Genomic DNA, 22607 nt, shown 5'->3' with positions numbered 1-22607 from the left:
ATTAGGCCAGCAATGCGTATTGTTGCATCTTGGGCATTTCTTCCGGACGTACAAAGCGCTGAATGTCGCCCAAACTCAGATTAGGCCGAATGCGCCGGGCATCATCAATGGCGGTGGCTGCCGCCTGCGGTTGATCCGCCTGAGCCAGCGCAATGCCCAGCACTACCCGCGGCAGGAAAATTTTATCATCAAAGGCACAAGCATTTTGTGCCACTTCAATCGCTTCATCCAAGCGGCCAAAACTCAGCAACGCTCTGGCCAGTAACGCTCCCCAGGCTCCAATCCGGTTATCCCGCGGACTGATACGAATGCCGTGATACATATTGGTAAAACCCCGCTCCTCACCAATCTGTAACTGCGCCGCACCGAGTGCCGCCCAGCCCTGCGCATTGCTGGGGTCCAGCTCCACACAGCGTTCCAATAACTTAATACCGCGAAAATAGTCGCCCATATCGGCAAACGCGCAGCCCACATACCCCAGCACATCCGGATCCTGGCTATCTAATAACAAGGCTTTTTCCGCCGCAGCCAGTGCTTCCTCATGCCAGCCATCGTGGTTAACCAGCCCGACCAAATGGCCAATTGCCAGCGTCAGAGACAAATACGCATGGGCAAATGCCAGTTCAGGATCTTTACTGATGGCCTGACGCAATAAATCGGCGCATTCCTGAAAGCTCTCTTCACTCCAGCCTTTTAATCCCAGCACTGAGTGGCCCTGGCGATATAATTCCCAGGCGGCCAAATCCACCTGACGGCGTTTACGCAATGAGGCAAATTCCACCCGGTTTATCTCAGGTTCAATCGCACTGGTGATGCTTAAGGTGATGTCTTCAAGTTGGGTGGCCAAATCAGCTAATGGCAAATTTTTTCTAAGCCCCCATAACACCCGATCACCATCCACTTCCACCAGCTTAATGGATAGATTGATTTGATCACCTAAGCTACGAATCGCCCCATCTACCACATACTGCGCGCCCAACTCCTGGCCAATATGGCTATGGCTGGCCTGATGGGCACGGTAGTAAGCAGCAGAGTTACGCGAGGTCACCAGAAAGCCCGGCGTGCGTGCCAGATGAATATTGATATCCTCGTAGAGAGACTCGGCACAAAACTCCACCAGCTCACCGCCGAGACACTGAAACGGTAACACCGCAATCACGATACGCTTATCCGGCGCCAGATTACGAATAGGAAACAGACACACACTGCCGCCTTCCTGGCTACCTGCAATGGCGCTTTGGCGTAACTGTTCATCGACCGGTTGCACAGCAGCGCTGCCGCCCACGGCCTGTGGCTCTGTCACTTCACCAACGAAACGAAATCCGCGCCGATTAACAGTGGCAATGTATTTTTGCTCTTTGCCATCGTCACCGATAGCTTTGCGGGCGTCTTTGATACAGCTACTGAGGGTTGACTCACTAATTATTTTACCGGCCCAGAGTTTGTCCATCAGCTCATCTTTACTGACCACATTGCTGCGATGGGCCAATAAATACGCCAGCAAATTAAACACCTGTGGCTCTATCGCCAGAGGCTTCCCATTGCAACGCAACTGGTAGTTGTCGGTATCGACTTCGAATTGATCAAAGGTGTAACTCATAACGGTGCGCCATTCCCTCGTCGCGTCACATTCAGGGTAACCTGAACAATAGGCGCGAAGCCTGTTTGTTGTTCAAAGATTAACCATATCTGCGGCCCTTTGCAAAAGCTGCCTGTTCACTTATTTGTCACTGTACGCACCGCGTTGGCTCGGGCATGATGGAGCGATGCACATTCACACAGGGACGGCTCGTGTCCGCATACATTCAGGTCAGCCACCTCCAGAAACGTTTTAAACAACTTATCGCGGTAAATGACATCAGTTTCGACGTACCGCAAGGGATCTGTTTTGGCTTGCTCGGCCCCAATGGTGCGGGCAAAACCACCACGATTGAAATGATGGAAGGCATTGTCACGCCTGATGGCGGGCAAATCCTGTACGCCGGCGAGGTATTGCAGCGCGGCATGAACCAGCGCATCGGGATCCAGTTTCAGCATACTGCGCTACAGGACTACCTGACCGGGCGCGAATGCCTGCGCATGTTTGGCAGTTTTTATCCTAACGCGCTGGGCGAAGAAGAACTGATTGCGTTATGTCATCTGCAGGACTTCGCCGATCAGGATCACCGTAAACTCTCGGGCGGCCAAAAGCAGCGCCTGTTACTTGCATTGGCGCTGGTTAACGATCCTCACATTCTGTTTCTGGATGAGCCAACCACCGGGCTCGATCCCCACGCACGGCGTAATTTCTGGGATTTAATCAACCGAATCAAAGCATTAGGAAAAACCATTGTGCTTACCACCCACTACATGGATGAAGCGGAAACCTTGTGCGATGACATCGCCATCATGGACAAGGGCAAGATCATTGCCCGCGGTGCGCCACGGGAACTGCTGGCTGAGCACTTTTCTGGCGTGCTAATCCGCCTGCGTAACCAGACTCTGTCTGCACAAATCATGCAGCAATGTCAGCCGCAACTGGAGCATAACCATTGGCACATCCATACCGACGCGGTCGAGCAAACACTGCGCCTGCTGGTAGAAGACGGCGCCGATTTAGAAGGACTGCATGTGAAAACCGCCAATCTGGATGACTTGTTCTTGAAACTCACCGGCCACGGGCTGCAGGAGTCAGGCGCCAAACAGGAGGTTAGCCATGCTTAAGCGTTTTTGGGCGGTGTTTATCGCGCGTAATCTGGAGTTTTTCCGCGACCGCAGTTCACTGGGCTGGAATCTGGCCTTCCCTCTGCTGCTGGTAATTGGCTTTGCGTTTATTTTCAGTGGTGATGGGCGCGCAGCATACAAAGTAGGCGTGATGCAGACGGTCACCGACAATAGCTTTTTCCATATGCCCCATGTGGAATACGTCACCTATCAGGATGTGGATAAAGCCAAAGCTAAATTGCAGCGCCATCAGCTGGATATCCTCGTCGACTCCACCGCAAAGACGTATTGGATCAATTCCTCCTCGCCACAGGGGTATTTTGCCGAACAGTTGTTAGTTGGCCAGCTGCCTGATTATCAGGCACAAAAGCTCGAAGGCCGCGAAATTCGCTATCTGGACTGGGTGCTGCCAGGTATTCTGGGTATGAATATGATGTTCAGCTGCCTGTTTGGGGTGGGCTACGTGATTGTACGCTACCGCAAAAGTTCGGTACTCAAGCGCCTGCAGGCCACGCCATTAAAACCGGTCGAATTTATTGCCGCGCAGATCCTGTCGCGTTTGTTTATTGTGGTCAGCATTACCAGTGGCGTATTTATCGCCTGTAACTGGATGTTCGATTTTTACATGCTCGGTAGCTATCTGAATCTGTTAATCGTGACCCTGTTTGGTGCCGCGGCCATGATCGCCATGGGCTTGCTGATCGCCAGCCGCAGCCACAGCGAAGAACTTACCGGTGGCCTGCTTAATCTAATCAGCTGGCCTATGATGCTGCTTTCCGGCGTGTGGTTTTCACTGGAGGGCGCCCCGCAAATGGTGCAAAACATAGCCCTGTTGTTACCACTTACCCATTTGTTACAGGCCGCACGCGCCATTATGAATGACGGGGCTGGCCTGTTAGATATTCAGTTTCATCTATGGGCCATGGCGGGTATGACAGCTTTGTTTATGGCTGTTGGCTCCTGGCTGTTCCGCTGGCAAGGCGAGGGGCGTTAACAGGATTGTTGAACGCTGGTGATAGCCAGATCATATGCAGTAAATTGCGGACAACCACTTGCCAAAAGTAACTTTGTCCCAATGTAATAGCATGAAAAGACAGCAATTTTTCAATTTACCCATAGCAAGGACAGAGGCTAAGAATGAAAGTAGGTCTGGCATTAGGTAGCGGCGCGGCGCGCGGTTGGGCGCACATCGGCATTATTCGCGCGTTGGAAGAAATGGGCATTCATATCGATGTAGTCGCGGGCTGTTCGATTGGCTCTTATGTGGGCGCCGCGTATGCCAGTGGTAATCTGGAACCTCTTGCCGAATGGGCTAAATCCCTGACCGAGTGGCAGGTTATCCGTCTGATGGGGATCGGTCTGAATAAAGGCGGCTTCGCTCACGGGCAAAAGGTGTTTGAGATGCTGGCAGAGAATTTCAGCGCCCCCACCTTTGAAGAGTTACAAAAGCCACTGGCGATCACCACCACGGATATGTACAGCGGTAAAGAAGTCAACTTTAAAACCGGTGAGATTCTGCCGGCCGTGCGCGCTTCCTGCGCGATCCCAGGGTTGTTCCCACCCCATCGCCTGAATGATCGCTGGCTGGTAGATGGTGCCGTGGTCAATCCGGTTCCGGTTAATCTGTGTCGCGCGCTCGGAGCCGACGTCATCATTGCGGTGAATCTCAGTGCCGATTTTAGGCCGGATCTGGCCGAACGCACCGTGCAGGAACACGAACATAATCAGGAAAAAACCGATCACTTCCTTGCCAAAAGCCATGCATTTCTTCGGGAAAAATTTGGTAACGGCAGCCGCGAACCGGCACCTCCCAGCATCATCAGCGTGATGTCCAACTCGCTGGAGATTCTGCAGGCACGCGTCACCCGCTCACGTTTGGCCGGCGACCCACCTGACGTGATTATCGAACCTCAATTGCGTGACTTTGGCATTATGGAGTTCTATCGCGCGGAGGAGCTGATTGAAGAAGGCCGCCAAAGTGTCGAGCGTCTGGCCGCGCAAATTAAATATCAGCTGATGATGGATTAAAAAAGCGAGCTCTGGCTCGCTTTATCTACTTAACGCTGCGGATGTTCGTCAACTTATGTGGCATAAGATTCATTATGCCTGCGAGTCCGAACATAAAGCCGGGCCCTTCATTTTTTATGACGCTAGCGGGTAAATAGTAAATTTGCTCTCTGTTCTCACCATACAGTGCGGCATCCACAATTTGCCATCTGTTCTGAAACCAAACTTCAGTCCACGCATGTCCAAAGCCCAGCAATTCATTTTCTGCGCCAATAATGACACTGCCAATAACAACCCGCGCAGGTATCTCCAACGAGCGTGCCAACGCAGCAGTCAACACCGCATATTCCGTGCAATCGCCACTGCGTTGGGTAGCGACTTTTGAAGCAATATTAAATCCATTTACATAGGTAGGTTGGGTAATAAAACCACTAACAAAAGACGCCAGTTGCTGCACGGACTCGAGTGTTGGGTGTGACTCTAAATATGCGTCCTTTACCGCCAGTACACTCGCCTCGGTGAAGTCCATGACAAATGTATCCAGCAGATCTTTTTCAGTGTAGCCATCCTGCATCTGAGGCTGACGGACGATAGACAGGCGCAAAGTACCATCTTCGTTTTGCATCACTTCTACACCTGACCAGCGCTTCAGCTCTGCTAGCGTAAGCGCGGAGTCACTGGTCGTCAGGTTCAGCTCAATGCGTCCCACTAGCGGCAGGGATTCCCCGCGCGCTAATGTCACGTCCAGCATGGCTAACGTAGGTACACTTTGCGCACCAACGACGAAACTGGAAGCCAGCAATGCCAGCCCAATCAGAATTCCCCTCACGGTTGTGGAGTACCTTTGCTATACAGTGGCGCAAAACCCAACTCCATACCGCCCTGCATCACTACACCATTGTGCATAACGCCTTGTTCATCAGAGTGGTATTTCAACACCATAGGGCCCATGTCGACTTTAATGTTAGCGTTGTTATCGTCGGTTAATTTACTTACAACAATTTTCATCGCCGAGGTCGGATCCGCCTGTGATGTCCATAACTGATATTCTGCGGATGTTTCATCACTCGCCAATAATTCTGCTGCTGCGCGGTAGCTGCCGATGCTCGATAATAACCAGCCGTTATACTCGAGCGTAGAATTGACCTCTTTACCCTGCATTTGACCGCTGACAAGCCAACTTTCATCTTTAAATTCAATAGAGAATTCAGAGGCCAACTCACCATTTTCGATATTGTGCTCGTATCCATTGATCAATGATCCATCCTGGCGGCTCCACGCGTCATTCAACGTATCAGAACGCATGACATTATTCGCATCAACCGGTATTAAAAATGCCGTGTCAGTTAACTGATGAACATCGTTGTCGCTGTCCACACTATATTTCTCGCGGGCATACCCCACTGCCATTCCGTTGAGTGTGATCTGATGTACCATCTCAAAAAACTCAGGCTGCGCCTCAGTCTTGGTAAACAGATTCACAAACGATTCGAACACTTCAAAAAATGTGCTGCGGTAACCCATTTCATTGTGAACACACACCTGCAGCGTGTCGTTAGTCCGTGCAGCTAAGCCTTTCAAGGTGCCCAAAACCGGCGCTTTTCCATCAGACAATTTGTACAGGGTATCTAGTAGTAAATACGGCGTATCGCCGATAACACCACTATCAACTGCAAAATTGAATTTATCGGTGAGCTCTTTTTTGTTTAAGGTTTCAGCGCCAGACAAGCTGTATTCAATAATGCTGTGCAACGAATTTGCTGCGCCATCGAACTCAGTAAATACGTAACATTCAACCGGCGAGGCAGTTCCAATATTAAAATTGTAATACCAGGTACCGTCTTCGCCTTCTGCGTGAACTACCTCACCAATGACTTCACCATCGACGTTAAACTGTTCAATCGCCACTTTGCCCCGTTGAGCTACCGTCGCCTCACGCGCCGATGCGGTTTGGATCCATTCGGGCAATTCTTTCAAATTAATCAAATCCGTCGCCATAGAGGGTAATGACAGACTGGCAGACAAACATAACGCAGAAGTAACTTTACCAAGATTCATACAACTTCATTCCTTGACAGAGGGACGGCGAAAAACACATTCCCTGTTTAATTTTTCGTTTTTGTGAGCGCAGCATACATGCAGAAGAAAGATGAATCCATCCATCGTGAACTGCGGATATGCCCTGTGTTTTGAGGTTCACACGCAGCAGGATTGCCGCACGAAATTACTGGCTCTGAGTTATAGAGAGAAATGGCGCACCGGATAGTGCGCCATTACCGGGATTATTCAAATACATACTCTATGACGGTGGTGCTTAACCCGCCGTTGAGCAAGCCAAACACACGGCCATTACTAATTACCAACGACTTGGCACCCTGCGATGGCAACACGCTGGTAACAGCATAGTCACTTAAACTTAAGGCAATCAGGCTTGCGTCCGTCAGCATTAGCAGACGGTTATTATCCGTATCAAACACGATGTCGTGTATAGCGGAATCAACGCCATCAAGTGCTTGCAGCCAATTCATATCGGCGACCCGGAACATCTCACCGCCGCGACTAATTACATTATTGCCATCCGGCGACAACCAGACTTTACCATCAATGTAGTAATCGCCGTGATAGGGGCTGTCTCCCAGTGATCTTATGCCAGTCCCACTGATGTCAAACTTCTGAAAATCTGACGGAGTTATGTCGGTATCGGCGGCGAACACCAGATCACTGGATGGATGCAGCGACAAGCGGCTACTTTGTCTGATCGAGGATTTACCCAACACAGCACCGTCGTTAGCATTAAACGCATAGATATCCGTCCACTGGCCTGAACCTGAAGATACAACCAGCTTGTTTTGATCATTGACGACTAAATCGTAAGGATCGGTAGGAATACCATACACCAGAGTTTGTGCCTGCTGCGCCAGATCAAACACAGCGATGTAGCCGCTCTGATCCTCTTTCCACCAGGAGTAACTGTGTTGTTGCGTTAGCAAGGCCAGATACAAGGTTCCACCGTCAGGGGAAATCGTCATGCGCTCCGGCATAAAATCAAATTCAAAATATTTTTCTGTGAGGCCGGTTTCCAGATTCACCACATACACTCGTTTGGCGGCCTGATCCGACACATACAGCTTGTTACGTAATGCATCCGTCGCGGTTGCAGTCACATCAAACGCCAGACTATACGCCACTGAATCATTGACCGTGGTGCCATAATCAATGCCCTGTGCAACCTCAACATCCAGGGTTTTGCTATGCAATGCGCCAGCAGAGTCTTTGACCTGCAGCGTGACAAATCGCGTCCCGGCCGAGATGAATTTTTTACTGGTCAGTGGATTGTCACTGAATTCAGTATCCCATTGGTTATCGTTATCAAAGTTCCAGCGGTACTGCAGCGCTGCGCCATCTTCAGCATCACTACTCGACGATGCATCAAACTCATAGGTATCAAGCGTCGTGCCCTGTGCAGGGGTATAAGTAAAACTGGCAACCGGCGCGGTATTCGCTCCGCACTGCATACATGGATGATCCAGACTCACTAACTGAGTATTCACACCACCGTTCTGCAGCACCAATACGCTACCATCTACAACAACAACGCCAGTGGCGTCAGACACTGCCAGCGAGTCAATTTCTACCCAGGTGGTTAAGTTGTAATAACTCACCTGACCATCGAGCATTACCACAAAGGCGAGGTTTTGCGCGCTATCAAAAGTCACCTGTTTAATTGCGCCATTGATACCTGAAATTGATTGCACATAGGTCATATCCGACGTGCGGAAAATATCACCACCGCGACTGACCAGAATATCGCCGGCAGGTGACACCCACACCTGGCCCGCAATACTGTGATCACCGTGATAAGGGCTGTCCCCAACGGACACAATTCCTGTGCCGCTGATATCAAATTTTTCGAAGTCAGAAGGAGATGAATCCGTGTCGGCCGCGAATACCATTTCTCCTGAAGGATGCAATGATAAGCGCGAAGCCTGACGAATACCTGCCTTACCAAGTACCGTACCGTCGTCAGCATTAAACGCGTAAATATCAGTCCATTGACCCGACCCAGAGGAGACAATCAGTTTGTTTTGGCTATTCACAACCAAATCATAGGGATCGGTCGGGATTTCATACACATTTACCTGAGCTTGCTGAGCGAGATCAAATACGGCGATGTAGCCATTCTGCTCCTCTTCCCACCAATAAGAACTGTGTTCTTGGGTCAGTAACGCCACATATAATTTCGCGCCATCAGGTGAAATTGTCATGCGTTCTGGCATATAGCTAAACTGGAAAAACTTCTCCGTTTGTCCGGTTTGCAAATTCACCACATACAAGCGTTTTGCACTCTTATCAGACACGTACATTTTTTGTCTGACACTGTCGATAGCCGTCGCGGTGACATTGAACTGTAATTCGAAAGGCGCAGAATCATTGATCACTTCGCCACTATCAATACCCTGTTCCACCTGAATATCGATTGTTTTGCTGTGTAACGCGCCAGCCGAATCGCGCACCTGCAAGGTGACAAATTTAGTGCCAGCAGTCAGAAATTTTTGGCTGTATTGTGGATCGGTACTGAAGTTCGTGTCCCACTGTCCATCGTTATCCATATCCCAACGAAACTGCAGTTGATGACCATCTTCCGCGTCATTACTCATAGACGCATCAAACTCATAGGTATCTGTGGTTGAGCCCTGCGTCGGCGTATATGTGAAGTTTGCAACCGGCTTGGTATTGGTTCCGCAGCTAGGGCAAGGGTGTGGAGTCTTGACTAACACCAGCGAATTATTTGACATGGCCAGGGTGTAATTGATCGCATCGCCGACAAGTACATGCTGCACCACACCAGGATTTGCAATGCCACTGAACACTTCCGCGGATTCCAGGTTGACCAGGTAGGTCACGCCTGCAGACACCACAAATGCTATGTTTTGCGTCATGTCTACCTGCACATCTGAAATTGATTGCCCGGGCAAAATACGTGATACATACGTCATATCAGACGCGTTATAAACATTACCAGATCGTGAGAATACATACTCACCTGCGGCCCACACTCTGCCGCTGGGTGAATAACTACCGTGATAAGGGGAATCGCCGAGCGCTGAAATCCCTTCGACGGAGATATCAAATTTCTCGAAATCTGACGGCGAAAGGTCGGTGTCCGCAGCGAATACTGCTTTTTCGGCTGGATCCAGTGACAGGTATGACTGGTGGCGAATCCCAGCGCTACCCAAAAATACGCCGTCACTACCATTGTATGCCTGTATCGATGTCCACTGATTGGAACCCGAAGAGACGATAACTTTACCCTGAGAGGTCGCCACAATATCAAATGGATCAACCGTAACGGTAAATCGACGTATTTCTTGTGCTGTTGCCCCGGAAATATCCATTACAACAACTTCGCCGCCCTCGCCTTCCGTCGAATAATATTGGAAATCACGGTTTAATAAGCTGACGTACAGGGTGTTGCCACTAAGCGCCATACGCCACGGCATTTTTTCAAAGGTAAGTGTTTGTAGCACCTGGCCATCATCTGGATTGATGACAAGCAGTGATTTGGCACCTTTATTGGTAATAAAGAGTTTATTGCTATCTGCGTGGTATTGATGGTGCGTAATAGTCACTACCGAAGAGGACATTTCGTAAATCAGGCGTAATGTCGGGTCGCTAACATCAACGATACCGTCGTTGTCGTCATCGTCATCCGCCGAATCACCAATACCATCTAAATCAAAGTCAGTACTTTCGCTGCTGTCCCACGGAAACAGATCTTTGCTGTCAGGAACACCGTCATTGTCATCGTCAGTATCATTGACGTTACTGATCCCATCCCCATCAGTATCCAACTGTGATGAGGAATTCAGCGTGGAGGCAAAGTGCTGCATCGCTGCCCCCTTGGAGACCATGGAAGTATTGCCCGCGGCCGTAAACACGTCAGTGCTCACCAACAATTGCTCAAATTCATCGGCGCTAAGAGCCAAATCCGCGAATGTAATACTGGCGGCGGTCAGTCTTTGTACCGCACTGGCATCCAGTTGAATGTTATTGGACGGATCTTTGTCGGCGTCCAGAGACTGCAATAAGCGCAGGGTATTTAGTAGCTCTGGATCATGTAAATTACGGCTTTCAAAAAAACTGAAAGGGGTGACGGTTCTTGCCGCTGCTACCGCTGGAAACTGAATGCTACCCAGCGAGAAGGTAACCATGGCGCCATCTTTGTATTTGTACTCACCAGCGGCGTTAGTGACACCTGATTCGCCTGACGTACTCGTGTAACTGAGCCCTTCAACAGCTGCATCCAAAAATACTCCGGTACGCACAGGTGCCGGCGGTGGCGTTTGGCTCGAAGACGATTCTCCACCGCCCCCGCATCCAGACAATAAGGTTCCAAAAACTAATAACGACAACAAACGGTCAGAATGACGTCCCTGCATTTTACAACTTCCAATTCATTGAGGAAAAAACCGGCAGATGCTAAAGACAAAGGCCGAAAAAATGAAGCGATAAATTTGTAACAAAATTTAACATATATAAGTCGGATGGACTCTTGTCGTACCAAGCTCCCATCGCATCTGAATAATGCATTAGCGGGATTGTGTATAAACCGTATTGAGTGGTTACCACTCAGCCTCAGCGAAATAACTTACGCGTCTAAACAGAGCACATCAACAATACTGACTTACCAACTAATCGGCACAAGTCTACACTGACGAAGCCGCTCAAAAAGGAGCAATGAGAAGGAATTAGGTCATGTTCAAATACTGTTTATCCATTGTGCTGCTCATCACCAGCCTTAATGCATTCTCGCAAAGTGAATTTAAAAACCTGTTATTTCTGGAACAACAAACATCTCCACCTGCAAACCTGAATGCCGTCAGTTGGCTGGCTGGTCACTGGAGAGGTGAAGCATTTGGCGGGCTGACGGAAGAGGTTTGGTCGCCACCACTGGGCGGCAGCATGATGGGCGCCTTTAAACTTGTGGTGAATAACCAGGTGTCATTTTATGAACTGGAAACCATCATTGAAGAAAACAACAGCCTGATTTTCCGGCTCAAGCACTTCGCGGCCAATCTCAAAGGCTGGGAAGAAAAAGACCAAACTGTCGATTTTAAACTCGTCAACGTCACGGACAACAAAGTGTTTTTCAACGGATTAACACTGGAAAAAATTAGCGATGACGAAATCAACATCTACGTAGCCATTGAGCAAAACGGCAACATCACTGAAGAAAAATTCAACTACCAACGCGTTAAGAATTAGTCCTCGATCTGCCCCTGAATAAAAATTCGCTAAGGATTTTATGCAGTGGCAGATCTGGTAGGCTGACAAGTCAATAAAAGGAGATATGCATGATTCAGGGACGCCACATTCGATTACGTACCGTCCGCCAAGCCGATTTGGATAGCCTGTACGAATTATCCAGCGATCAATCCGATCCGGGTGAATTTATGCCCGTCGGTCTGCAATCCGAGGTGGCGTTTAAGCAGGCATTCAACGATACCGGCTTTTGGCAAGACCATTGTGGCAAGCTAATTATTGAAGACCTGCAAGGCAATATTGTGGGAGAAGCGGGGTTATTTCGCTCCACCCACTACCTGGACGGGCGCGAAATTTATTATCGTATTTTCAGCGGATATCGGGGTAATGGTTATGCCCGCGAGGCATTAGCGTTACTCACCGAGCACTTCTTTCAAAGCACTTCATTCAATCGCCTGCAAGCGGTGACCATCGAGGGAAATTCGGTCTCAGAACACATGCTGAAAAAGGCCGGCTTTCAGTTCGAAGGCACCCTGCGTCAGGCTCGATTTTTCAAAGGCCAGTTGGTGAACCTGAATTTGTTTTCAAGACTGCGCACCGAACGCTGTTAGCCAAAATTTGCGTCCAACAGGCATAGTTCATGCAACTTCTTACCCTGTATACATAGCAGCGGGAATAGTAAGTTGGGCCTAAAGAAAAAACTGAAACACAAAACCAAGAAGATGGTGGACTCTGAACATATGTTGAAGGGCATCACCATTGCCTCATTTTTAGAGTCGACTATTGTGCCCATCCCGCTGGAAGCCGTGATGATACCGCTGATGCAGGCGCGCCGGGACAAGCTATGGTGGATTGCCTTGTTGGCTACACTGGGCTGTATAGTCGGCGCTTTATTTGGCTATGCGCTCGGGTATTTTCTGTTTGATCTGCTCGGCGACCAGCTCATTGAGCTGTTTTCTAATCAGCAAAAATTTCAAAGCGTTGAGCAAAAAATGCAGACTCAGGGCTTTTGGTTCGTGCTCACGCTGGGCATCGCCCCCATTCCTTTCCAGATCGCGATGCTTGCCGCTGGCGCAACTCATTATTCGATTGGGCTGTTTTTGTTGGCCACCGCCATTGCCCGCAGTATTCGTTACTTTGGGCTGGCTGCCGTGGTGTATTTTGCCGGCAACAGCGCCGAGCGCATCATTCGCCAGCACAAAACCAAAGCGATGATATTACTCACGGTTAGCGCTGTCGTCCTTTGGTGGCTGTTTGCCTAGCACCGTTTATAAAAAACTGGCGATATCCGCCAAGGCTTTTTTGTTGCGGGCATGGGCAGGTACGGTGGCGTCATCAGCCGGGTAACCGGCGATAATTAGCATGTACGCCCGCTCGTTTTCGGGGCGGTTGCATACCTGGGTAAGAAAATTCATCGGTTTTGGGGTATGGGTCAAGGTCGCCAGCCCGGCATTGTGTAACGCAGTCAGCAACATCCCAACTGCAATGCCCACCGACTCATGTACGTAGTAATTCTGTTTTGATTCATCACCATCCAGCCCACCGGTTTTTTGGCTGAACACGGCAATCAGCCAGGGTGCCGTTTCCAGATAGGGTTTACTGGCATCGGTGCCAAGCGGTTTTAAGTCAGTGAGCCACTGCTGCCCGGCTCGGCCATCATAAAAACCGCGTTCGTGGGCTTCGGCCTGCTCACGAATTTGGCGTTTAACCTCCGGCGAATGGATGGCGGCGAAATGCCATGGCTGATGATTGGCACCACTTGGCGCAGAGCCTGCCGTGAGCAGGCAGTTTTCAATCACCTCACGCGCCACTGGTTTATCACTAAAGCTACGAACACTGTGACGACGGCGCATCTGAGCCAGGAACTCATGGCTGCGCGCCAGCATTTCATCGGCTGGATATGTGATAAAGTCATCTAATGGTGTGTGGTCATGGGGCTGCATCGGCTGGCTCTTATTGATTGTTATGCGCCTAGCATAAACGCCAATCGCACAGTATTAAACCCACTTACATTCCCCCGTATTTCACTTTTCAAAAAATTTTTTCTCGCCCCTTCAACTTTTGTGTCATGGTCGCGGTATTAACCCACAACACCTGAATAGTTTTGGAAAACAAGCAGTTGGTAATAGATGAATGCACATTGATGCGACAGGTTCAGCAACAGCAGCTAGACAAGCTAGCCGTGTTGTATGAGGCCAATAAAGTGCGCCTGTTTAACTTTTTTCTGCATATGGGTTGTAGCCGCAGCGCCAGTGAGGATTTAGTTCAGGACACCTTTATGCGCATCCTGGCCTATCGCCATGGTTTTAGCGGGCAGGCGAGCTTTCGCAGCTGGATGTATGGCATTGCCCGTAATGCGGCGGTGGATCATTTCCGCAAAAATCAGCGGCACGAAGGCCATGAGGACATCGCCGACTGTGATCCATCCGGCAGTGAACTGACTCAGGATATGGAATTGAGCCAACAGCAACGGGTATTTAAGCAGGCGCTGCACGCCCTGCCCGCAGAGGATCGCGACATGATATTGCTCAGCCGCTTTGCGGATCTGAATTATCAGGAAATCGCCGAACTGATGGCATGCAATATCAACACACTTAAATCACGCATGCAGGCCGCGCTTAAACGCCTGCAGGCTCAGGTACAAACGTTATGTGAGGGGGTAAGTCAATGAATACGCAAGACATTATCCAATTAAAAATTGATGAGTTAAACGGCCAGCCTGTCGTGTGGACAGACGCCGTCAAAGCGCACATCGCCGCCGACTCAGCGTTGCAGGCGGAACTGGATTTCATCGAGGCGTTTTGGGCAATACCGTTACCTCAGTCGCAGCCTTCTTCGGCCATGGATGCCGGTTTTTATGCCATGCTGGAGCGCGCCAAACAGGCTCAGCTAGTTGCCCCTGCACCGGTTGCAAAACCCACCTGGTGGCAAAGCTTGAAAGAGGCTTTCGCCGGGCTGACGGCGCCGCGCTTCGCAACCCTGTGTGCGGTGTTTGCGCTGGGTTGGTACACGGCTGGCAATGCCCCGCAATCCGGCAATGATTTAACCGCGCTGCAACAGCAGGTGAATTCACTCAATACCATGCTGGCGGTGTCGCTTTTGGATCAACCCAACGCGTCGCGGCGGTTGAGCGGTGTGGCCTACAGCATGGAAAGCAATCTGGCCGCCCCACAGTTGCTTAACGCCCTGATGGACACGCTGACACATGATCAAGCCACGCCCGTGCGTTTAGCCGTTATTCGCGCCTTACAAAAGGCGCAGCTGCCACAAAATGATTTACAACAGTTACAACAACTAGCCAGCAGCGAGAGCAACCCGCTAGTGCAAATTGAGCTTATAAGTCTGCTGCTCGGCAAGCTTAGTGCCAGCGAATTTCAACAGTTTTCTACCCAATTGCAGCAACAGGCCATCGCGCCGGACGTGCAACAGTTTTTGACCCAGATTTTCTCTAAACAACAGGCGTAGTGCCGAGGAGTCCATTATGCAATTTCGATTAATCAGTACCCTGGCCGCGTTAATGCTGGCACTGTCCGCCACCGCCCAAACCAGCGAGCGTGAATACATTCTGGAACTAACCTCACCGGACAAACCGGTGCAACTGGAAGTCAGCGTGTACTTTGGTGAGATCAACATCGTCGGTTTCGATGGCAAACAGGTCGAGGTGTCGGTACGGAAAACCGAGCGGGAAAACCCGGACGACAACCGCCGCAAAGCAAAAGCCGACGCGCATACCCCAAGCCGTTCAGTGGCAGGGTTAACCCCGGTGGCGATTTCCTCCAGCGTGGTGGCGATTGAAGAACACAACAATCACGTGGAAGTCAGCGCTGAGTATTCCAACGAATATGTGGCAGTGGATATCCGCGTACCGCGTAACAGCAGTGTCGAGTCACAATTACGCAGTGGCGGCAGTTTAAAAGTATCCGGTATCAATGGTTCGCTGGAGCTGGAAAGCTGGAAAAGCCCGATAGAAGCGCTGGATGTCAGCGGCCCAATCGTGGCCGAAACCCATTCAGAGGATATCGTGGTGCGATTTAGCTCGCTGGATCAGGCCAATCCCACGTCGCTGGCCAGCCACAGCGGTAACATTGATATCTCGCTAAGCCAAAACATCAAAGCCCAGGTGGTGGTGCAAAGCTTTCGCGGCCAATTGTACTCTGGCGTAAAAGCCCCCTTTACCCGCACCGACCGGGTGGAAAAAACAGAGGAGCAGGAAATCATTATCGGCGGGCATATGAGCGCAGCGGTCAATGGCGGTGGGCAGCAAATTAGCCTCAATACCTACAGCGGCGATATCTACGTGCGCCAGCACTGAGTGTAAATTGGGATACCAACGAAAAAGGCGAGCATGGCTCGCCTTTTTCCGCTTAACACATCTGACTTCCACTATTGTGGTCAGCGTAAAACGAGCTAGAAGATATATATAAATCCAATGCCCACTTCTGCCTCATAATCGCTGCGTGCGATAGGGCTTTTACGCACCTCGCTGCTGTAATATTCGAACAGCGCCTCAGCATATGTTTGCCAGTTTTCATTCAGATTGTGTCGGAAACTGTAATCGATGCCAACAGAACGTAACCCACCGCTTAACGTGGTGGCATTTAAGCCAGAAGCGGCGGCTTGCACCTGGTTTATCCCAAACCCATTGTTGGCGTATTCACTGTCATGAAACACGGCGACAACATTCACCTCATGGCCAGAGCCATCGTTTTGATCCCCAAAACGACGACCAACGCCGAATAGCCCCAGATTGCCGTCACCGCCAGTGACAACGCGGCTCACCAGCCAATAGCGCCAATCGTTCGTTAATGCACGGCGTGCCTGCAACACCAGTTGAAATCCTTCTTCTTGTTCACCCAGCCCATCCAGCCAGCCTTCATCCGAATCACCCTCTTCGCGGCCTTCTTCAAACCCCACTAGTGCCTCTAAGAGCCAGACGTCATCGCGCAGGCCGCGCCAACCGAATGCTTCGCCAGCAAAGTAAAAAATATTATCCCCACTGCGCCATTGCACAGCACCAGCAGGCTGAAGTTCGAATCCGAATTCATCAGAACCTTCATAGGCTGTTTCATATTCCACGCCCAGGCCAAGCCCAAACGCCCAGCCGTCTTTACCTTTGCTAAAGTCATCCAGCGAAGGTAACGGCACTAACGCCGCGGATTCCTGCTGCGCCATCGCCGGTTGAAAGCTCAACCCCAAAGCTGAAACTAACACTGCCAAGAGAATCTTTTTCATATTCAGCACACTCCATGATTGGTCACTCAATTACGCCGCCCATGGCGAAAAAGTTCAAAACAAACTGAATATAGAGAAAGGATGCAGTCATTGTGGCGGCGAAGCGGAATAGAGAAACAAGGCCAATGGCCAGCGGGTAGAGTCCGGCATGACGGTAGTGGACCCTGAATCAAGTTCAGGGTGACGACATAGTTTAGATTTAGCGATATACCTTAAGTAGTCATTTCTCGACCTGCGCGGCCCAACCCGCACAGCCGAAGTCCACAGCACAGTCATTCCGTGTTACGACACGGAATCCATTCTTTTGTCATTCCGGCGCCTACGCGGCCCGCCCTGCGCGGCCCGACCAGCCGGAATCCACAAACAAAGCCAATGGACACCGAGTCAAGCCCGGTGTGACTGAACGGGGGTGGTTAAACTGTATAAGTGTTGGGTAACGCCAGGTGGTATAGAAAAGAAGTTATGTCCTAGATTTTTCAAACACATACAACTTAAAGCAGGCGTTATCGTTTAATGATTCCAGGCTGGCAAGCCGTTCACGCACCTCGGCTGATAGGCGGTGTGCGTGCGGCGTCATGCCAATCAAATCCTGAATTTGCTCGGCAGAAGTGAGCGCCAGCGGCACTTCAAGCCGGGTTTCGCTCAGCAGGCTAAAGCCCTGCCCCAAATAGGAAAGGTGCTTGCTGGTGTCATAGTCGCGCACGTTGGCATAAATCAGTGCGCGCAGCGCTGCTAAATGGTCGGCATCCGGCAATATCAAAAACACTTTGCCCGCAGGCTTGAGTACCCGCGCAAAAGCGGCGGCATCGACCTGCGAAAACACACTGACAATCCCATCAATACTGGCATCCCGATACGGTGGGTTAGCACTGGAGGCCACACACCATTCAATTCCTTTATATTGGCTGGCCGCCTGAATCGCCGGCTTGGAAATATCCAGCCCCTGCATTGCAAATCCCGGGTTATGACTGGCAATAATATGGGTGTAATACCCCTCGCCACAGCCAGCGTCCCATACCCGCGCATCGGCAGGCAATTGTTGCTTACAAAGCTCCGCGAGTGCCATGGCCATGGGCTGATAAAAACCACTATTGAGGAACCGCCGGCGGCTTTGCACCATGTCCGCATCATCACCCGGCATCTTGCTGCGCTTGTTCTGCACCAGCAGCAGGTTCACATAGCCCTTTTTGTGCTGATCAAAGCTATGGCCGTTGTCGCAGCGATAGGTGCGCTCCGCCAGTGTCAGCGGCAGTTGGCAAACAGGGCATTGGTAGAGGGAATCGGTCATATCTCACATCAGCTGGTCGGCAAGGCCGCTAGTGTGCCAGAAAACAGCAATGACTGCTGAATTCCCAGCAAAATAATAGTCATGGAGTAGTGAAGGCACTAAAGAATAGAGGCGAGTTTAAGCCAGCTCACATCTCTGCCTGCTACCACCGTTATCGTCGCCAGCAAAACTAATCGCCCCTCTCTTCCCGGTCATTCGAAAGTGTGCACGCTGCGTGCGAGGATGGGTTTCAAAATAACAGCCATCAGGGCACTAAAGCGCAGCTGGTTAGTTAGCTCAGATATTGAATGGGGCCAGGGTAAAATTGAATCTGACCCCTTTAATTTTTTGCTTCGGCCTCTGCTTTCATCTTCTCTGCTTGCACTGTTACCGCCTTTACCGCCTCTTTTTTAGTTTCCAGTATGGAAGTAATTTGAAGTAGTTGGTATTGGTTAATAAGATTGGAACTACAGACTGTAACTCTGATTGATTTTTTTAATCCGCTCCTGATAGAGCTTATCAAGAGCTCCTTCTATAGTAAGAGTGTCGTTTTGTTTTCTATAGATCTCTACCGTATGCATAACAAATTTAATGTTTTGTTTATGCTCATCAGCAAAAGCTTTGCACTTCTGCTCAAGTTCTTTTTCATATAACTTTTGAGCCATCAACTCTTGGAAAGAGCGAATGGCGGCGTCAAAGTCATTATCGTGCTCAGCATACAAGTCTCTGAGTTTAGCTTTTGGTATTCGAAATGCTTTACTGCCGTAATCGAGCGCATCCCGAAAACTGTCATATTGTTCACCAAATATGGTAAACCCTTTAGAACTTACATAGTGAGCCGAGTGCTTTTCACCATCAGCCTCAAATTCAAAGCCTTTAAACTTGTATCTCTCATATGATTCCTTTCCAAGTTCTAAGCCTGCTTTCACGCTTCTTTGAAGTTGGTAATCAAGCTGTTCTAACTCATCATGCTCCCACATTTCATAAATTCGAATTGCTTTTTGATATTTTTGGGCTAATTTACCTTTAACGTTATCAACGCGCTGCCCTAATAAACTACTTTTATCGTTTTGTAAAAAATCAAAACACTCTTGGCAGCTAGGAACGCGATAAAAGTCTGCATCCTCTCTAGTTTTTAAATAAAATTCAGCAAATTTAAGTGGAGGGGCCAAATCATACTTAGTCGCAATGCAGCCACAGTAAAAACATGTGTTAAAGTCCTTCGCATGAACCGCACTCATATGACGATATAATTCGGTTTCATCATGCATAGCTAAGCTTCTTCTTCAACTTTTTGGAAATGATTACCTTCCAAAATATTGCCTTTAGCTATTTGAACTTTGGCTGTTCTCTCTTTTTCTGACGTTCTTACCGGACAGTAATTCCCCCTTTTGAAGATTAGAAGCAAAGTGTCATCTGGTACAACACCAAACCAATTACATACGTCATGAACATCTTCTTCCGTCATACAACGCTTGTCTGTTACTCTTCGAGAGCGGTTATATACACTGAAGATTTTAACTGCTACTTCTTTATCCGATGTTTTTTCGTTACCACCTGGTGTTACCGCTAGATTGAACTCCACATCTTCACCAATATTTAATTTTTCCGTTAAGTTTAGTGCTCGCTCCCACATTGTTCCGAGTGCTAATGCCTTTTCAGGGTTATCATAAGTATCACCATTTACCCAGTGCGCTTTAATCCATTTATAACCGCGCAGTGATCGAGAGCTTTTGGGCGCAATGGGGTTATCTTTTAGATAAACCTGCCTAATCGCATCAATTGCTTGTAATACTGTTTCATCATCGGTGTAAATACGAAAATCAAAATCTAGATCATGCAACTTAGCAGGAATAGCATAATAACCATCGGTCAAAAATGTTTGAGAGTCATTTAGCTTTTTACGTCCTCTTAACTCGCCATTTTTAGACACTCTCGCGCCGACATCTAGCCCTTTTACTTCATAACTTTTACAAATATCATTGTATTTGTCTCTAAGGCCTTTAATGTTGCCAGTTGCTTGTTTAGAACATGTTTGTTCTAAATATGAGAGTAATTCACCATATGCTCGAGTCGCATCTAAATTAGTAAAGTGGATTGCTTTCCTATTGGTATGGTATCCACAAGCTCGACCAATATTGGCTTGTACGACAGCAGCAATGTTAGATACCGTACTGTCCCAAGTAGCAATAATATTCTTCTTCATGTCAAGGCCAAAGTTTATTCCCGCTCGACATCCGGCAACGGTAATTGCTATAACTTTTTGCCCAAACTCCATTGCTGTTTTATATTCGTCTTTGAAGTCATCAATTGACGTATGCTCTTCTTCAGGCACACCCGATAATTTCTTACCTAAAATAAATATATTATCCTCAGGCACACAATGCTCAGCCAAAAAACGTTTAGCTTCCATTGCAGTGCCAGCCGGAACCCTAACTAAAGCCCAGCCTTCACCCTCATAACTGTTAAAATGATTTATAAAAACGTCTTGAGCGTCTGATTTAAACTGAATATTGCGGGTTCTGCTTTCCAAGTCGATGACTTGGCCTTCAGCCAACATCTCTCTGACACCAAAGTAATCATCACTGGTTCGGTGGAAAACTAGTTTGGTGGGTATGCCCCGATTTATCAGTGAGTCCCCTTCAGTCGCCAGCAGAGCACTTAACGGCGTTGCAGATATAAATACAACTCGACATTCGGTATTTTCATTCTGAAGATAATCAAATAGCGCTTCATACCTAACAGATGTATCGCCAGAACCATAATGACATTCGTCCACGATGATTAATTTAGGATCTTGCCGTCTGAAGTTTTTTTCAATATCCGCAAGAAAATGGATTAAGTTCGAAACCACGACATTACCCGCAGGTTTCAAATCCTCTTTGGCTTGTGCTAACAAAGAGGTGTCTGCCATTGTCATGACGTAAAGGGTGTCTTTTAAATATTTCGGGTTACAGATATCTTCATCACTGAGGCTTTTACGTTGGTAACATGCAGTAGCAAATGCAACACCTGACTTTCCTGCTTGCATCTCAGCAGCCATTATCACAGCTCGTGTTTCACCTTGCAGGGCTAAGTAGGTATTACGTGCAGCATCTCGTTGATGTTTGAATACACTTGGTTCACTAAGCAGTGTTTCTATTTTAGCGCGGTGTTGTTCAGCTTTGTTTTTCATATTTATCCCTCATCAGCAGGCTTAAAGACATCTACAACGTTGCAACACTCAAGCCAATCCATAACCAATTGATTTTCAATTACATTATCAACAATCACACAATTATTAAAATTACATTCTTTACTTAAAGGTAAAGTTAGTTACCTATTTAAATTTACTGTCATAGGTTCTTTAATATCAAAAGCTTTAAGCTCACAGTATTGTTCAGAGTGTTTGCTAAAAATTTCATCGTTAAGCATAACCACTTCATCATTCATTTTCGAGTGGCGCTCGTCTAACCCAATACCGCGAAAAAAATAGCACCTAGCTCACTAATTATGTACCTGTTGTACAAAGCTTCACCGTTGTCTTTCTCAATCAACGAAGCTACCGTTAATAAGGAATGCCATCCAAAAAAATCTCTCTATTTCGATTTGATTGATAGAAATACATGTTAGATTTAGCTTCACCTAATTTAATACTCACTTCTGACATAGCAGGAGAGCCAAAAGTTAAATTTATATAGAGCTTTTCGCTTTAATTTGAAAGTTCATTGATAAAATTCCCTGATTGTTTGGACATTGAAACTTAATCAATTGGCCTGGTAATACTAACAGTGTGACCTTCAACAAATTTAAAAGGTCGCTGGGCTATATCTAACTTTTTCCAGCCAAGGAATATATTTACGCCTTTCGTCTTCCCAAATTTTCGAAATAATTACAATTTGATAGAATAGTTCAGGATGCTTTAACGCGATATTAGAAATCGGAGAGGAAGCATCCTGTTTCATACCATCAATATCAGCTTTACCAAACCAAGTAAATAGACCTTTCACATCACGAACTTATTATTCTTATTCGATCGTAAATAATCTTATCTTATCTACTATTTTTTACATACAAAAAAGGTGAGCAAAAAATGCTCACCTTTTATCTAAATAATCAGATTGACGGTTTCCGACTAGGTTTGCTCGGTTACCTA

19 protein-coding genes are annotated in these 22607 nt (G+C 48.4%); 9 read left to right on the top strand and 10 right to left on the bottom strand.

Features of this window, described 5'->3' with window-relative positions:
* Position 1: 1 nt before the first annotated feature.
* Entirely contained in the window at positions 2–1600 is a 1599-nt protein-coding gene (locus TK45_RS12490) for a winged helix-turn-helix domain-containing tetratricopeptide repeat protein (RefSeq protein ID WP_131259160.1), read from the bottom strand.
* Between the two features lie 191 nt (positions 1601–1791).
* Here TK45_RS12490 and TK45_RS12485 point away from each other — a divergent pair, with 191 nt between their 5' ends.
* The 3 genes from TK45_RS12485 (at position 1792) to rssA (ending at position 4731) form a co-directional block, all read left to right on the top strand.
* A complete protein-coding gene (locus TK45_RS12485) occupies positions 1792–2703 on the top strand; it encodes an ABC transporter ATP-binding protein (protein ID WP_131259159.1) in 912 nt (303 codons plus the stop codon).
* Positions 2696–3697, top strand: a complete 1002-nt coding sequence (locus tag TK45_RS12480) for an ABC transporter permease (RefSeq protein ID WP_131259158.1) — start codon at positions 2696–2698, stop codon at positions 3695–3697. The genes TK45_RS12485 and TK45_RS12480 overlap by 8 nt, the downstream gene beginning before the upstream one ends.
* A gap of 143 nt (positions 3698–3840) precedes the next feature.
* Positions 3841–4731: a patatin-like phospholipase RssA gene (gene rssA / locus TK45_RS12475; protein WP_131259157.1), complete on the top strand. Its 891-nt coding sequence runs from the start codon at positions 3841–3843 to the stop codon at positions 4729–4731.
* Positions 4732–4756: 25 nt separating this feature from the next.
* Here rssA and TK45_RS12470 read toward each other — a convergent pair whose 3' ends face one another.
* From TK45_RS12470 to TK45_RS12460, 3 genes are all read right to left on the bottom strand, one after another.
* Positions 4757–5539, bottom strand: a complete 783-nt coding sequence (locus TK45_RS12470) for a transglutaminase-like domain-containing protein (protein WP_217350837.1) — start codon at positions 5537–5539, stop codon at positions 4757–4759.
* On the bottom strand, positions 5536–6768 hold the full coding sequence (locus TK45_RS12465) for a hypothetical protein (protein WP_131259156.1): 1233 nt from the start codon (positions 6766–6768) through the stop codon (positions 5536–5538). Before TK45_RS12465 ends, TK45_RS12470 begins: the two co-directional genes overlap by 4 nt.
* 224 nt (positions 6769–6992) lie before the next feature.
* The gene (locus TK45_RS12460) at positions 6993–11150 is read right to left on the bottom strand and encodes a PKD domain-containing protein (protein ID WP_131259155.1); all 4158 of its coding nucleotides are present in this window, start codon (positions 11148–11150) and stop codon (positions 6993–6995) included.
* 316 nt (positions 11151–11466) lie between these two features.
* Here TK45_RS12460 and TK45_RS12455 point away from each other — a divergent pair, with 316 nt between their 5' ends.
* From TK45_RS12455 to TK45_RS12445, 3 genes are all read left to right on the top strand, one after another.
* Positions 11467–11976, top strand: a complete 510-nt coding sequence (locus tag TK45_RS12455; protein WP_131259154.1) for a DUF6265 family protein — start codon at positions 11467–11469, stop codon at positions 11974–11976.
* A gap of 89 nt (positions 11977–12065) precedes the next feature.
* Positions 12066–12584 (top strand): GNAT family N-acetyltransferase, encoded by a 519-nt coding sequence (locus TK45_RS12450; protein WP_131259153.1) that lies wholly within the window; start codon positions 12066–12068, stop codon positions 12582–12584.
* A gap of 72 nt (positions 12585–12656) precedes the next feature.
* A complete protein-coding gene (locus tag TK45_RS12445; RefSeq protein WP_131259152.1) occupies positions 12657–13235 on the top strand; it encodes a YqaA family protein in 579 nt (192 codons plus the stop codon).
* Positions 13236–13241: 6 nt separating this feature from the next.
* Here the strand turns inward: TK45_RS12445 and TK45_RS12440 are convergent, their stop codons facing one another.
* The gene (locus tag TK45_RS12440; protein ID WP_131259151.1) at positions 13242–13916 is read right to left on the bottom strand and encodes a nitroreductase family protein; all 675 of its coding nucleotides are present in this window, start codon (positions 13914–13916) and stop codon (positions 13242–13244) included.
* Positions 13917–14116: 200 nt separating this feature from the next.
* On the opposite strand from TK45_RS12440, the gene TK45_RS12435 reads away from it, so the two are divergent.
* From TK45_RS12435 to TK45_RS12425, 3 genes are read left to right on the top strand one after another with little or no spacing between them, the layout of a single operon-like run.
* Positions 14117–14644, top strand: coding sequence for an RNA polymerase sigma factor (locus TK45_RS12435; protein ID WP_254426616.1), 528 nt, complete (start codon positions 14117–14119; stop codon positions 14642–14644).
* On the top strand, positions 14641–15438 hold the full coding sequence (locus TK45_RS12430) for a hypothetical protein (RefSeq protein ID WP_131259149.1): 798 nt from the start codon (positions 14641–14643) through the stop codon (positions 15436–15438). Before TK45_RS12435 ends, TK45_RS12430 begins: the two co-directional genes overlap by 4 nt.
* 16 nt (positions 15439–15454) lie before the next feature.
* Positions 15455–16285: a hypothetical protein gene (locus TK45_RS12425; protein WP_131259148.1), complete on the top strand. Its 831-nt coding sequence runs from the start codon at positions 15455–15457 to the stop codon at positions 16283–16285.
* Positions 16286–16380: 95 nt separating this feature from the next.
* On the opposite strand, the gene TK45_RS12420 is transcribed toward TK45_RS12425, so the two are convergent.
* The 5 genes from TK45_RS12420 to TK45_RS12400 form a co-directional block, all read right to left on the bottom strand.
* Positions 16381–17205 (bottom strand): MipA/OmpV family protein, encoded by an 825-nt coding sequence (locus TK45_RS12420; protein WP_131259147.1) that lies wholly within the window; start codon positions 17203–17205, stop codon positions 16381–16383.
* A gap of 460 nt (positions 17206–17665) precedes the next feature.
* The gene (locus tag TK45_RS12415) at positions 17666–18493 is read right to left on the bottom strand and encodes a putative RNA methyltransferase (RefSeq protein WP_131259146.1); all 828 of its coding nucleotides are present in this window, start codon (positions 18491–18493) and stop codon (positions 17666–17668) included.
* Positions 18494–18939: 446 nt separating this feature from the next.
* Complete coding sequence (locus tag TK45_RS12410; protein ID WP_131259145.1) at positions 18940–19743, bottom strand: hypothetical protein; 804 nt, start codon at positions 19741–19743, stop codon at positions 18940–18942.
* Positions 19744–19745: 2 nt separating this feature from the next.
* On the bottom strand, positions 19746–21647 hold the full coding sequence (locus tag TK45_RS12405; protein ID WP_131259144.1) for a DEAD/DEAH box helicase family protein: 1902 nt from the start codon (positions 21645–21647) through the stop codon (positions 19746–19748).
* A gap of 613 nt (positions 21648–22260) precedes the next feature.
* A complete protein-coding gene (locus tag TK45_RS12400; protein ID WP_131259143.1) occupies positions 22261–22461 on the bottom strand; it encodes a hypothetical protein in 201 nt (66 codons plus the stop codon).
* Positions 22462–22607: the final 146 nt, after the last annotated feature.

Source organism: Bowmanella sp. JS7-9, assembly GCF_004329715.1.
GTDB classification, from domain to species: domain Bacteria; phylum Pseudomonadota; class Gammaproteobacteria; order Enterobacterales; family Alteromonadaceae; genus Pseudobowmanella; species Pseudobowmanella zhangzhouensis.
Note: the sequence above shows the minus strand (reverse complement) of the source record. Positions and strands in the feature narration are given on the sequence as shown.